Origin of the sequence: Streptomyces sp. NPDC101178, from assembly GCF_044767965.1 — a bacterium.
Classification (GTDB): Bacteria; Actinomycetota; Actinomycetes; order Streptomycetales; family Streptomycetaceae; genus Streptomyces.
Genome location: NZ_JBIWOZ010000001.1, coordinates 732,737 through 745,975 on the forward strand (window position 1 = coordinate 732,737; position 13,239 = coordinate 745,975).

Consider the following 13,239-nt stretch of genomic DNA (forward strand, 5'->3'; position numbering starts at 1 on the left):
CGTGACGTGTGTGGTGCGTCACACATTCGTCGTACGCAGCGAACACTAGCCGCCGGAGCAAAGACGCGTGAAGAACTGGTGAAATCCGGAGGCCTGGCTACCGCAACGACGTGCCGCGAGGCCGTCACGACGAGTCGCGCACCACCAGCTGCGTCGGCAGCACCACCTTCGGCCGCTCCTCGCCCGCGCGTCCCGCGATCTCCTCCAGGAGCAGTTCGGCCATCCGGCGGCCCATCTCCTCGATCGGCTGGCGGACACTGGTGAGGGCCGGGTGCATGTGGCGGGCGACCACCGAGTCGTCGAAGCCGATCAGGGCCACGTCCTCGGGGATGCGGCGGTCCGCCTCGCGCAGGACCTGGCGGGCGCCGGCCGCCATCACGTCGGAGGCGGCGAACACCGCGTCCAGGTCGGGGCGGCGGGCCAGGAGTTCGCGCATCGCCCGCGCGCCGCCCTCCTCGGTGAAGTCGGCCGGGGCGATGAGGCGTTCGTCCGGGGGCAGGCCCGCGGCGGCGAGGGCGGCGCGGTAGCCGTCCAGGCGGCGCTGGGCACCGTAGACCTCCAGGCGGCCGGTGATCGTGGCGATCCGGCGGCGCCCCCGGGAGATCAGGTGGTCGACGGCGGCCCTCGCGCCCTCGAAGTTGTCCGAGTCGACCGAGGCCAGCGGCTCGGCCGCGTGCCGGGCACCGCTGATCACGCACGGCATGCCGAGCTGTTCCAGCAACTCCGGCAGCGGGTCGTCGGCGTGCACCGCGACCAGCAGGACCCCGTCGACACGGTGCGCGGTCAGGTACTGCGCCAGCCGGCGGCGCTCGCGGTCGTTGCCCGCGAGGGTGAGGAGCAGCTGCATCTCGGTGTCGGCCAGGGCCGCGCCCACGCCGCGCACTATGGCGGAGAAGTACGGTTCGGCGAAGAAGCGGGTCTCCGGCTCCGGCACCACCAGCGCGATGGCGTCGGTGCGGTTGCCGGCGAGGGCGCGGGCCGCGCGGTTGGGGACGTAACCCAGCTCGGCGACGGCCGCCTCGACGGCCTCGCGGGTCGCTTCGCTGACCCGGGGCGAGCCGTTGATGACCCGGGAGGCGGTGCCGCGGCCGACGCCGGCTCTGGCCGCCACCTCTTCGAGCGTGGGCCGCCCGCCGTTCCGTACTCGCGCTGCCGCCATGGCTGCCTCCCCGTTCCCGGTCAATTTCTCACAGCCGTACAGTCAATCCAAGTCCTGGATCGATCACTCCGACGAGCGTACGGACAGTGTATTGGGAGCGCTCCCAAAGCCGGGTGGAGGTGTGGGCCCCGGTCTGTCGCCACCGGGGCCCACTGTGCTCAGGTCCTCACGCCTCCGGCGGCAGCCCGTGGCGTGTGATCACCTCGCTGTACCAGTGGGCGCTCGCCTTGGGGGTGCGGCGCTGGGTCGCGTAGTCGATGTGGACCGCGCCGAACCGCTTCGCGTAGCCGTACCCCCACTCGAAGTTGTCCATCAGCGACCAGAGGAAGTAGCCGCGTACGTCGGCGCCGTCGGCCACCGCCCGCTGTACGGCGGCGAGATGGCCGTGCAGGTAGGCGATCCGCTCCGGGTCGTGGACCTGGCCGTCCGCGTCCACGGTGTCCTCGAAGGCCGCGCCGTTCTCAGTGACCATCAGCGGCAGGCCGGGGTTCTCGCGGGCGACGTCCATGAGGAGGGCGTGGAGGCCGTTCGGGTCGACCGACCAGTTCATGGCCGTACGCGGCTTGCCTTCGGCGAGGTGGAAGGCGACGTGCTCCGAGCCCGGCCACGGAGAGTGGTCGCTGCTGCCGTGGCCGTCGTTGCGGGTGTCTCCGGCGCCGGAGGCGGGCGTGGAGACGATCGTGGGCGTGTAGTAGTTGACGCCGAGCACGTCGATCGGGGCGGCGATGGCGGCGAGGTCGCCCTCGCGGATCAACTCCGGCCAGTTCACGGTGCGTTCGGTGTCGGCCAGCAGGTCTTCCGGGTAGGCACCCTTCAGCATGGGGCCGGTGAAGATCCGGTTGCCCACCGCGTCGATCCGGCGCGCCGCGTCCGCGTCCGCGTCGCTGCCGGTGAGCGGGCGCACCTGGTGGAGGTTGAGGGTGACCGAGGTCTGCGCGGCGGCGGGGAGGTTGGCGCGCAGCGCCTCGGTCGCCCGGCCGTGGGCCAGGTTGAGATGGTGGGCGGCCCGCAGCGCGGCGGCCGGTTCGGTGCGGCCGGGGGCGTGGACCCCGGAGCCGTAACCGAGGAAGGCCGTGCACCAGGGCTCGTTGAGCGTCGTCCACATCCCGACCCGGTCGCCGAGCGCGCGCGCCATGATGGCGGCGTAGTCGGCGAACCGCTCGGCCGTCGCGCGCTCGGGCCAGCCGCCCGCGTCCTCCAGCTCCTGGGGCAGGTCCCAGTGGTAGAGCGTGGCGACGGGCGTGATGCCGGCCGCGAGCAGCTCGTCGACGAGCGAGCGGTAGAAGTCCAGGCCGCGTTCGACGGCGGGACCGCGGCCGGTGGGCTGGACGCGGGACCAGGAGACGGAGAAGCGGTACGCCTGGAGGCCGAGCCGCTTCATCAGCGCCACGTCGTCCCGGTACCGGTGGAAGTGGTCGGCGGCCACGTCTCCGGTGTCGCCGTTCAGGACCTTGCCTGGGGTGTGGCTGAAGGTGTCCCAGATGGAGGGGGTGCGGCCGTTCTCGGCGGCTGCTCCTTCCACCTGGTACGCGGCGGTGGCGGCACCCCAGACGAAGCCCGTCGGGAAGGGGGCGGGGGCCGCGGGGGCCTGCTGCGGGGCGGTGTCGGATCGTACGACGGTCATACGGGAGCGCTCCCATAGGGGTAGTGGAGGATGAGGTGGAGGGGCGGTGCGGCCGGGGCCGGCCGCACCGCGGACGACGTCAGCCCTTGACCGCGCCCGACATGATCCCGCCCACGATCTTCTTGCCGAAGACCACGAACACCACCAGCAGCGGCAGCGTGCTGATCAGCGCGCCCGCCATGACGATGGACTGGTCGGGCGTGTACGAGGCGCTGAGCTGGCCGAGCGCCACCTGGAGGGTCGGATTCTGCTGGTTGAGGGCGAGGTAGGGCCAGAAGAAGTCGTTCCACGCCTGGACGAAGGTGAGCATCCCGAGCACCATCATCGCGGGGCGGGCCACCGGCAGCACCACGCTCACCACGATGCGGAAGTTGTTCGCCCCGTCGATCTTGGCCGCCTCGATCAGCTCGTACGGCAGCGCCTCGATCAGGTACTGGCGCATGAAGAACACGCCGAACGCGCTCACCAGCGTCGGGAAGATCACCGATTCGAGCTGCCCGCCCCAGCCGAGGCCGGACATCATCATGAAGAGCGGGACCACGCTGAGCTGCGGCGGGATCGTGAGCGTGGCGATGACGGCGGTCATCAGCCAGCCCCGGCCCCGGAAGCGCATCTTGGCGAACGCGTAGCCGGCGAGCGTGCAGAAGAAGAGCGTCGCGGCGGTGATGGACGACGAGACGATGACGCTGTTGACGATCGCCTTGCCGAGGCTGGCCTGCTCCCAGGCCGTCTGGAGGTTCTCCACCAGCCTGCCGCCCGGCAGGAACGGCGGTGTGGAGGCGAGGACTTCGTCCTGTGTGCGGGAGGCCGCCACCAGGGTCCAGTACAGCGGCAGCAGCGAGCCGAAGCCGACGACGGCGAGCGCGAGGTACGCGAACGGGCCGCCCTTCATCTGCTGGCCCGCGCCCATCCTGAAGCGGCTGGGGCGGTGCGGGGCGCTGTCCTTCGGCGACGGTGCGGGCTTCACCGGGGCGGTGGGTGTGGTGCTGGTCATGGTCATGGATTCGCTCCCGGTCAGACCGCGGACTTGCGGACGTAGCGGCCGATGAACCAGTTGACCGCGGCGATGATGAGCAGGAGCGCGAGCATCGCCCAGGCCACGGCGGCCGCCGGACCCAGATGTCCGAGGTTCCAGCCGTAGTTGTAGAGGTAGATGCTGAGCGTCTCGTACTGGTTCTCGTTGCCGCCGGTGGCGCCCATCGCGCCGCCCTCCAGCAGCAACGGCTCACCGAACAGCTGCATGGACCCGATCGTCGAGATGACGATGGTGAACAGGATCGTCGGCCGCAGCGAGGGGATGGTCACCTTGCGGAACTGCTGCCAGCGCGAGGCGCCGTCCAACGAGGCGGCCTCGTAGAGGTCGTTGGGGACCGCCTGCATGGCCGCGAGGTAGATCAGCGCGTTGTAGCCGGTCCAGCGCCAGATCACGATGATCGAGATGGCGAGCTTCGAAGTCCAGTGCCCGTTGGCCCAGTTGACCGGGTCGAAGCCGACGAGGCCGAGCGTCCAGTTGAGCAGTCCGCCGTCCGCCCGGAAGACCAGCGCGAAGACGAGGGCGGCGGAGGCGACGGAGGTCGCGTACGGCGTGAGGATGATCGTGCGCCAGAACGTGCTGGCGCGCAGGCGGTAGTTGAGCAGGTGCGCGAGGCCGAGCGCCACCAGGAGCTGCGGGACGGTCGAGATGACACCGATCAGGAAGGTGTTGCTGACCGAGGTCCAGAACTCCGGGTCGTGCAGGATCTTGTCGAAGTTCTCCCAGCCCACCCACTCCATCGAGTCCAGGCCGGTCATCGAGACCCGGTGCAGGGCGATCCAGCCGGTGTAGAGGAGCGGGTAGAGGCCGAAGGCCCCGAAGATCAGGAAGAACGGCGCTATGTAGGCGTACGGGGACGCCTTGTCGTCGAACCGCCACAGCCGGCTGCGCCACAACTGCCTCCGCTCGGACGGTGGTTCCTTCTGCGGTTCGCGGGGCGGGGATGCGTACGCGTCCCGAGTGGGGGTCGAGGTTGCCACGGGCGGGAGTCCTTCCCTGGGGGCGTCGGCGGGCGGCTGAGTCATGGAGTGGGTGGGCCGGTGACGGGCGGCCGGGGCGGGCGGGCGCGGCAGGAGTCGCCCGCCCGCCCCGGCGCGCGACCGGTTCAGCTCAGCCGATCGCCTTGTCGATCGTGCGGACCGCGACGTCCCAGGCCGCGTCCGGCTTCGTACCGCGCTGCTCCATGTTGTTGATCTGCGTGGAGATCGAGTCCTTGATCACGCCGTCCTTCGGGCCGAGCACCGCCTCGGGGATGGACTTCGCGCCGTCCGCGTAGATCTGGCCGATGGGCGCGTTGTTGAAGTACGGCAGGGTGGCGCTCTTCACGTCCGGCAGCTCGTAGGCGCCCTGGTTGGACGGGAAGACCCCGATCGCCTTGAAGACGGCGGCCTGCTGCTCGGGCGCGGTCAGCCACTTGACGAGCTTGGCGGCCTCGTCGACGTTCTTGCCGGACTTCGGTACGGCGAGGAAGGAGCCGCCCCAGTTGGCGGAGGTGGCACCGGGTGCGCTGGTGATGTCCCACTTGCCCTTGTTGGCGTCACCGGCGTACGTGGAGATCTGGCCGGCCATCCAGGCCGGGCAGACGACGGTGGCGACGGTGCTCTTGCGCAGGGCTGCCTGCCACTGGTCCTCGAACTGTGCCAGGCCCTGCGTCAGCTTCTTGGACGCGGCCTCGGCGGCCAGGTCCCAGCCCTTGCTGACGCTGGCGCTCTCCTTGTAGACCGGCTTGCCGCTCGCGTCGTAGTACTGCTCGGGGCTGGAGCTGACGACCGCGTTGAACATGGCGCTGGCGGAGTCCATGAAGTACGTGCCCTGGGGCGCCTTCTTCTTGTACTCCTCGCCGAGCGCGAGGAAGTCCTCCCAGCCGCCGGCCGTCCGCTTCGCGACTTCGGCGCGGTCGGTGGGCAGGCCGGCCTTCTCGAACAGCTCGCGGTTGTAGCAGAGGGACATGGGGCCGATGTCGGTGCCCGCGCCGATCACCGCGCCGCTGGGCGCGGTGGCCTGCTTGGCCTTCCAGGAGACCCACTGGTCGACGTCGATCACCTTGGAGAGGTCGGCGAACGAGTCCGCCTTGGTGTCGACGATCTCCTTGATCCGGCCGACCTCGATGCCGTGGACGTCGGCGAGGCCACTGCCCGAGTTCAGCTGCTGGAGCAGCTTCGGGTAGTAGTTCTTCTCCTCGGCGGTGGTGTCCTCCTTGACCGTGATCTTCGGGTTGAGCTCGTGGTACTTCTCGAAGAGCCCGGCCTCCTTGTACCCGAACTGGCCGAAGTCGGCCACGGTCAGCGTGATGTTGCCGTCGGCGTCGGCTCCCTTGCTGCCGGAGTCGGACGAGCCGCCGCAGCCGGTGAGCAGCAGGGCGGTGACCGTCAGGCCCGAGGTGGCCACGATCGCGGTTCTCCGGCGTCGACCGGCAACGCTGCGGGTGATGCGCATTCCACTGCTCCTTGGTGCGGGGAAGTCCTGGTGAGAGGACAAGGAAGTCCTGCGGGAAGGAAGCGCGCGGGATCCCCTCCCCGTGATCGTGGGAGCGCTCCCATGCGCCGATGCCGGAAGGTTGCTGCCTCAAGGGGGTGGGTGTCAAGAGTTGAAGACGATTCCGTTGCCGAAGGATGTCCAGCGCGTCACGCGAGGGCCCTGGACCCGGTCACCCGTCGAGAGGTGAACGGGGGTTGCCGAAGCGGGGTGAAGTGCCGGGAGGCCTCACCCCTGTTAATTTCACCCTTATGTCCTCTTTGATCACGCGTGCCGTCGACACCGGAACCGGTGGGTGACGCGGGATGGGCGTACTGCGCGACCATCCCGAACTGGCCCTCTTCTTCTGTCTCGCCGCCGGCTACCTGGTCGGCAAGCTCCGCGTCGGTCCGATCACGCTCGGCGGTATCTGCGGCACGCTGATCGTGTCGCTGCTGATCGGCACCCGGAACGTCAGCGTCGACGACGACGTCAAGACCGTCTTCTTCGCGCTGTTCATCTTCTCGCTCGGCTACATGGCCGGGCCCCAGTTCTTCGCCAACCTCAACCGCTCCAGCCTGCGCTTCTTCACGCTCTGCCTGATCGAACTGGTCTGTGTCCTAGGGATCGCCTACGGGCTCGCCAAGGCCTTCGACCTGGACGTCGGCACGGCGTCCGGCATCCTGGCGGGCGCGGCCACCGAGTCCGCCGTCGTGGGTACGGCCACCGAGGCGATCGGCAAGCTCAGCGACCTGACCTCCGAGCAGATCACCCAGTACCAGGGGCACGTGGCGACCGCCTACACGGTCTGCTACCTGTTCGGCCTGATCACCATCGTCCTGTTCACCAGCCAGATCATGCCGATGCTGCTCCGCATCAACCTGGCCGACGCCTCCCGCGAGCTGTGGGAGAAGATGCGCGGCGGCCAGGCCGGTCTGGAGTCCGACGAGCGTGAGGCGCTGCCCGGCACGGTCGGCCGCACCTACCTGGTCACCCACGCCGACGGACGTACGGTCGGCGACCTGGAGAACGCGCTCGGCGGCCACATCACGGTCGAGGGCGTCAAGCGCGGCAGCAAGCTGCTGACGCCCTCCCCGGAGCTGGAACTGACGCTCAGCGACCTGATCCAGGTCGTCGGCCGGCGCTCGGCGATCATCGAGGCGGGCCGGGAGATCGGCCCGGAGACCCCGGCCGTCCCGGGGCTCGACGCGCCGCTGGCCACCAGCCAGGTCGCCGTCACCGAGAAGGCCACCGCCGGTTCGACCATCGACCGGCTGGAGAAGAACCACCCGGAGTTCCGCACGGACGGCGTCTACATCACCGACGTCCTCCGCAACGACCAGCACCTCCCGGCCAGCGGCGAGACCGTCCTCCAGCGCGGCGACGTCCTCACCCTGGTCGGCGCGCGGGGCGGGCTGAACCGGCTGGTCGCCAAGATCGGCGCGGTCGTGAAGAACGACTCCACCGACTTCGTCTACATCGGCTTCGGCATCGTCGCCGGCTCGCTGCTCGGCCAGATCGTGGTCAAGCTCGGCGACGTCCCGATGTCGCTCGGCACCGGCGGCGGCTGCCTGATCTCCGGCCTGCTCTTCGGCTGGTTCCGCTCCCGCAAACAGACCTTCGGCGCCTTCCCGCCGCAGGCCGCGACCACGCTCAAGGACATGGGCCTGGCCGTCTTCATCGCCTGTACGGGACTGGCGGCGGGACCGCAGGCCTGGCCGCTGCTCAAGGAGTACGGGGCGCTGCTGCCGTTCGCCGGGATCGCCATGGTGCTGGTGCCCGCGACGATCTCCCTGATCGTCGGGCGGAAGCTGCTGAAGATCGAGAAGCCGCTGCTGATCGGCGCCATCGCCGGACAGCAGTGCTCGACCCCGGCGATCACCTCCATCACCCAGGTGGCCCAGAGCTCCGTACCGCTCCTCGGCTACACGATCACGTACACGCTCTCCAACTTCCTGCTCCCGCTGACCGGCCCGATCCTCGTCGGCGTCCTGGGGGCCTGACATGATCGACTTCCTCAACCGGAACATCTTCCAGCCCCACCCCGAACTGCTCGTCTTCCTCGTCATCGCGCTCGGCTTCCTGCTGGGCAAGGTCCGCTACCGGGCGATCGCGCTGGGCGCGGTGACGGGGTGCCTGGTGGCCGGGCTGGTGCTCGGCGCGCAGTTCAAGGTGGAGATCGACGACACGGTGAAGAACCTGTTCTTCATCATGTTCCTGTTCGCGCTCGGCTACCGGGTCGGCCCGCAGTTCTTCCGGGGGCTGAAGAAGGACGGCGTGCCGCAGGTGGTCAACGCGGTCGTGGTCTGTGTGACCGGGCTGCTGGTCTCCTGGCTCTTCGCGAGCCTGCTCGGCTACGGCCCCGGGCTCGGCGCCGGCCTGATGAGCGGCGCTCTCACCCAGTCGGCCGCGATCGGGGTCGCGCAGGACGCCATCGGTACGCTGCCGGGGCTGTCGGCCGACGAGGCGAAGACCCAGGCGAACCTGGTGGCCGTCGGCTACGCGGTGACGTACCCGCTCGGCACCATCCTCTGCGCGATGCTCCTGGCCAACGTCCTGCCCAAGCTGTACCGCAGGGACCTGGCGAAGGAGAGCGCCGCCCTCGCCGCCGAGCTGGACGCGCCGGACGAGAGTCCGGACGAGGGCGCGGGCTATTACGAGGTGGTGCTGCGCGCCTACCGCGTGGACCGCCCGGACCTGGTGGGCCGCTCGGTGGCGGACTTCGAGGAACAGCAGAAGGGGCTGGGCCGCCGGGTCTACCTCACCGGCATCCGCCGCGACGGCGCGGTCCTGGAGCACGACCAGTCCCGTACGCTCCGCCTCGGCGACACCGTTGCGGTCAGCGCGATCAGGGGCGACCTGGTCGACTTCGACCCCCTCACGCACATCGGCGCCGAGGCCGACGACGTCGAACTGCTGGGCTACCGCACCGAGACGCTGCACGTCGTCGCCTCGCGGAAGGCGCACCTCGGGCGGACGGTCGCGGAGGTGCGGCGGGAGCCGTTCATGGTCGGCGTCTACATCGACAAGCTGTACCGGGCGGGCGCGGAGTTCCCCTACCGGCTCTCCACCCCGCTGGAGCGCGGCGACACGTTGATCCTCACCGGACCGGAGCGGCTGGTCGGTCCGGCGGCGAAGGCGCTCGGCAAACCGGTGCCGACCAGCTTCGCCACCGACATGGTCTGGGTGGGGCTCGGCATCTTCCTCGGCGGCTGCATCGGCATCCCGGCGCTGACGGCGGGCGGGGTGCCGATCTCGCTCTCCACCTCCGGCGGCGGGCTGATCATGGGCCTGGTCTTCGGGTGGATCCGCGGGAAGTACCCGACGTACGGGAACGTGCCGCCGGGCGCCCAGTGGTTCATGGACACCCTCGGCCTCTGCCTCTTCGTCGCCGTGGTCGGCATCAACGCCGGTCCGAGCTTCACCAGCGGCCTCTCCACGGCCGGCTGGGGGCTGCTGGTCTTCGGCGCGGTCGCCACCGTGGTCCCGCTGATCGTGGGGTTCCTGGTCGGCCACTACGTACAGAAGATCCGGTTCCCGGTGCTGATGGGCGTCCTGGCGGGCGGCCAGACCACCACGGCGGCGATCGGCGCCGTCAACGAGACCTCGAAGTCGCAGATCCCCACCCTCGGTTACACGATTCCGTACGCCGTCGGCAACGTCCTGCTGACGGTGTGGGGCGCCGTGATCGTCATCCTCAACCACTGACCCTGCACGGGAGCGGACACCACCATGCCCAAGACCAAGCTCAGCCGGGAAGAGATCCGGTCCTTCGCCCAGCTCTCGCCCTTCGAGCTGAAGGACAAGTTCATCCAGATCGCGTCGGAGGCGCAGAGCGACAAGCCGGGCCAGAAGGGGAAGACCACCCGGGCGATGCTCAACGCGGGCCGGGGCAACCCCAACTGGACCGCGACCGGCCCTCGCGAGGCGTACCACGCGCTCGGCTACTTCGCGATCTCCGAGTCCCGCCGGGTCTGGACGGCGGACAACCTCGGCGGGATGCCGGAGGAGGCCGGGTGCGCGGAGCGGTTCGAGCGCTTCGTCCGTACGCATCCGGAGCTGCCCGGCATCGAGTTGCTGAAGGCGAGCGTGGACCTGGCGGTCAAGCGGTTCGGCTTCGACCGGGACGCGTTCGTCCACGAGCTGGCGGACTCCTCGATCGGCGACAACTACCCGGTGCCGGACCGGATCCTGCGCCACACCGAGGAGATCGTGCGCGGTTACCTCGCGGACGAGATGTTCGACCACCGGCCGCCGGAGGGGCAGACGCTGAGCCTGTTCGCCACCGAGGGCGGCACGGCGGCGATGTGCTACATCTTCGACTCGCTGATGAAGAACGGGATCCTGAAGAAGGGCGACCGGATCGCCCTGATGGTCCCGGTGTTCACCCCGTACCTGGAGATCCCGGAGCTGGACACGTACGGCTTCGACGTGGTCCATGTGGAGGCGAACCTGTTCACCGAGACCGGGGTGCGGCAGTGGCGCTACCCGGAGGAGGAGGTCGCCAAGCTCGCGGACCCGTCGGTGAAGATGGTCTGCTGCGTCAATCCGAGCAACCCGCCCTCGCTGGCGCTCTCTTCACGGGTCAGCGAGCAGATCGCCTCCATCGTCGCCGAGCAGAACCCGAACCTGGTCATCGTGACCGACGACGTGTACGGGACGTTCGTCGAGGGCTTCCGCTCGCTCGCCGCCGACCTGCCGCGCAACACGCTGCTCGTCTACTCCTACTCCAAGCACTACGGAGCGACCGGCTGGCGGCTCGGGGTGATCGCGCTGCACGACGACAACGTGATCGACGCGATGCTGAAGGAGCAGGACGCGGAGCAGAAGGAGCGGCTCAACCGGCGTTACGGGACGCTGTCGTTGGAGCCGGAGAAGATGAGGTTCATCGACCGGATGGTGGCCGACTCCCGACAGGTGGCGCTGAACCACACGGCGGGGCTCTCGCTGCCGCAGCAGGTGATGATGGCGCTGTTCTCGCTCTTCGACATGCTGGACGAGGGCCAAGCGTACAAGCACCGTATCCGGGCCATCGTGCAGCAGCGGCTCGAACTCCTGCTGGAGGGCGTGCACATGAAGGTCTCGGAGGACCCGAAGCGGGCGGCGTACTACATCGAGCTGGACCTGCTGGCCGAGGCGGAGCGCGTCCACGGGAAGCCGTTCGCCGACTTCCTGGAGGCCAACTACGAGCCGGTGGACCCGCTGTTCCGGCTGGCCGAGCAGACATCGGTGGTCCTGCTGAACGGCGGCGGCTTCGACGGGCCGGAGTGGTCGGTACGGGTGTCGCTGGCCAACCTGGACGATCTGGACTACCTGAAGATCGGCCACCATCTGCGGGCGATCTTCGACGCGTACGCGGAGGAGTGGCGGGCCCAGGCCGGGTGAAGGGGCACGCCCCGGCCGGTGGTGGGGTGACCAGGCCGGGGCGCGCGTGTGGGGGGTACGGGGTGGTTCGGGGGCTACCCGAAGGCGGCGAACGCCTTCGTGAAGGCCAGCGGCTCCTGGTCGATCGAGCTGCACGTGGCGTCGGCGGCCGGCTTCGGCCCACCCGGGCACGCCTTGTCCCGGGTGCCGGACCACATGGCCAGGCGGCCGATGCCCTTCTCCTGGGCGAACTTCACGACCTGGGCGGCATCCTCGACCGTGAAGATCTCGGTGACGACGTCGTTCACGCCGATCATCGGGGTGACGGCGACGGCCTGCCAGGCGGCGGCCTCGGAGAGCCCGAGCACGCCCTTGATCTGGGCCTGGGTCGCGGTCGCCGCCTGGATGGCGTACTCGCCCATGTCGTCGCTGTAGGCGGGCCCGTAGTCCATGGCCATGATGTTGACCGCGTCGACCCGGACGCCGTTCTTCTTCGCGTCGGCGAGCAGGTCGACGCCGGGCCGGGTCAGCCCTTCGGGCATGACGGGGAGGGTGAAGGCGACGTCCAGGTCCGGGTACTTCTTCTGGAGCTGCGCGATGGCCTGGGCGCGGCGGGTGTTGGCGGCCGCGTCGGGGAGCGCGGCGCCTTCGATGTCGAAGTCGACCTTGGTGAGGTCGTAGGCGTCGACGACCTTGCCGTACGCGGCGGCGAGATCGGCGGACGAGGCGCAGTTCAGGGCGAGTTCGGCACCGGCCGCGCCACCGAAGGAGACCCGGACGTCACCGCCCTTGTCCCGGAGCGCGCCGATCTGCTTGGCCACTTGATCGTCACCGAGCCCGGTGACGCCGCCCCAGAGCGGGGCGCAGTCGCCGCCGGAGGTGATGAAGGCGAGGTGGAACTCGTCGACCCCGGTCCTGGTGGCGGTGTCGAGGAGGTCGTAGGCCGGGTGGAGCGAGGTGTCGATGTAGGGGGCGAACCGGGAGCCGGTTTCCCCGCCGCCACCGGGGCGACCGGTGGCGGTGGGGGCCGGCGTGGGGGTCGATGCGCTCGCGCTGGGGGACGCGGACGCGGTGGGTGTGGTCGTGGGGGTGTCCGTGGGTCCGGTCGTGGGGGTGTCCGTCGGGCGGCCGCTGGAGGTGGGGGCCGGGCCGCCGGCGGAGCAGGTGGCGTCGTTGATGAGGCAGGAGGCCGGGTCGCCCGCCGTGCCGGTGGCGGAGGTGGCCGAGGTGACGAAGCCGACGGTCACGGACTTACCCGGGGCGAGCTCCCTGTCCCAGCTCGCGGGCTTCACGGTGACGCGGTTGCCCTGCACGGTGTGCTCGCCGTTCCAGAGCGAGCCGATCTTCGTGCCGGCCGGAAGCTCGAACTGGAGCGTCCAGTCGGTGAGAACCTCGTCGGTCTCGTTGGTGACGACGTACTGGCCGGTGTAGCCACTGGTCCAGTCACTGGTCCGGGTGTACGCGGCCCCGACCGCCGCCGCCTGCGCCGTACCGGTCAGGGCGAAGACCGTCCCGCCGATGACGGCCGCGGCGACGATCGCACCGACCGTCTTGGTGCGCGCGCTCGCCGTGCGGCGGTGTGTACGGGAACCCATCAACGTGCCC

9 protein-coding genes are annotated in these 13,239 nt (G+C 69.8%); 3 read left to right on the plus strand and 6 right to left on the minus strand.

The features are described from left to right. Positions 1-124: 124 nt before the first annotated feature. The 5 genes from ACIRR8_RS03090 to ACIRR8_RS03110 form a co-directional block, all read right to left on the minus strand. Positions 125-1,159 carry a LacI family DNA-binding transcriptional regulator gene (locus tag ACIRR8_RS03090; protein WP_404058277.1) on the minus strand — a complete coding sequence of 345 codons (1,035 nt, stop codon included), beginning with the start codon at positions 1,157-1,159 and terminating at the stop codon, positions 125-127. A gap of 166 nt (positions 1,160-1,325) precedes the next feature. Continuing rightward, positions 1,326-2,783: a GH1 family beta-glucosidase gene (locus ACIRR8_RS03095; protein ID WP_404058279.1), complete on the minus strand. Its 1,458-nt coding sequence runs from the start codon at positions 2,781-2,783 to the stop codon at positions 1,326-1,328. A gap of 79 nt (positions 2,784-2,862) precedes the next feature. Then, positions 2,863-3,783 (minus strand): carbohydrate ABC transporter permease, encoded by a 921-nt coding sequence (locus ACIRR8_RS03100; protein WP_404058281.1) that lies wholly within the window; start codon positions 3,781-3,783, stop codon positions 2,863-2,865. Positions 3,784-3,797: 14 nt separating this feature from the next. Continuing rightward, positions 3,798-4,796: a carbohydrate ABC transporter permease gene (locus ACIRR8_RS03105; RefSeq protein ID WP_404058283.1), complete on the minus strand. Its 999-nt coding sequence runs from the start codon at positions 4,794-4,796 to the stop codon at positions 3,798-3,800. A gap of 130 nt (positions 4,797-4,926) precedes the next feature. Further along, on the minus strand, positions 4,927-6,252 hold the full coding sequence (locus tag ACIRR8_RS03110) for an ABC transporter substrate-binding protein (RefSeq protein WP_404058285.1): 1,326 nt from the start codon (positions 6,250-6,252) through the stop codon (positions 4,927-4,929). Positions 6,253-6,596: 344 nt separating this feature from the next. On the opposite strand from ACIRR8_RS03110, the gene aspT (ACIRR8_RS03115) reads away from it, so the two are divergent. From aspT (ACIRR8_RS03115) to ACIRR8_RS03125, 3 genes are read left to right on the plus strand one after another with little or no spacing between them, the layout of a single operon-like run. Then, complete coding sequence (gene aspT, locus ACIRR8_RS03115; protein WP_404058287.1) at positions 6,597-8,273, plus strand: aspartate-alanine antiporter; 1,677 nt, start codon at positions 6,597-6,599, stop codon at positions 8,271-8,273. A 1-nt stretch (position 8,274) separates the two neighbouring features. Then, positions 8,275-9,978 (plus strand): aspartate-alanine antiporter, encoded by a 1,704-nt coding sequence (gene aspT, locus ACIRR8_RS03120; RefSeq protein ID WP_404058289.1) that lies wholly within the window; start codon positions 8,275-8,277, stop codon positions 9,976-9,978. Between the two features lie 24 nt (positions 9,979-10,002). Further along, positions 10,003-11,655: a bifunctional aspartate transaminase/aspartate 4-decarboxylase gene (locus tag ACIRR8_RS03125; protein WP_404058291.1), complete on the plus strand. Its 1,653-nt coding sequence runs from the start codon at positions 10,003-10,005 to the stop codon at positions 11,653-11,655. A gap of 74 nt (positions 11,656-11,729) precedes the next feature. On the opposite strand, the gene ACIRR8_RS03130 is transcribed toward ACIRR8_RS03125, so the two are convergent. Next, positions 11,730-13,229: a cellulose binding domain-containing protein gene (locus ACIRR8_RS03130; RefSeq protein WP_404058293.1), complete on the minus strand. Its 1,500-nt coding sequence runs from the start codon at positions 13,227-13,229 to the stop codon at positions 11,730-11,732. Positions 13,230-13,239 lie beyond the last annotated feature (10 nt).

What these genes read in the sequence shown, in the direction of transcription:
- ACIRR8_RS03090 (WP_404058277.1), bottom strand. Translation starts at nt 1,159, where the DNA reads ATGGCGGCAGCGCGAGTACGGAACGGCGGGCGGCCCACGCTCGAAGAG.
- ACIRR8_RS03095 (WP_404058279.1), bottom strand. Translation starts at nt 2,783, where the DNA reads ATGACCGTCGTACGATCCGACACCGCCCCGCAGCAGGCCCCCGCGGCC.
- ACIRR8_RS03100 (WP_404058281.1), bottom strand. Translation starts at nt 3,783, where the DNA reads ATGACCATGACCAGCACCACACCCACCGCCCCGGTGAAGCCCGCACCG.
- ACIRR8_RS03110 (WP_404058285.1), bottom strand. Translation starts at nt 6,252, where the DNA reads ATGCGCATCACCCGCAGCGTTGCCGGTCGACGCCGGAGAACCGCGATC.
- aspT (WP_404058287.1), top strand. Translation starts at nt 6,597, where the DNA reads ATGGGCGTACTGCGCGACCATCCCGAACTGGCCCTCTTCTTCTGTCTC.
- aspT (WP_404058289.1), top strand. Translation starts at nt 8,275, where the DNA reads ATGATCGACTTCCTCAACCGGAACATCTTCCAGCCCCACCCCGAACTG.
- ACIRR8_RS03125 (WP_404058291.1), top strand. Translation starts at nt 10,003, where the DNA reads ATGCCCAAGACCAAGCTCAGCCGGGAAGAGATCCGGTCCTTCGCCCAG.
- ACIRR8_RS03130 (WP_404058293.1), bottom strand. Translation starts at nt 13,229, where the DNA reads ATGGGTTCCCGTACACACCGCCGCACGGCGAGCGCGCGCACCAAGACG.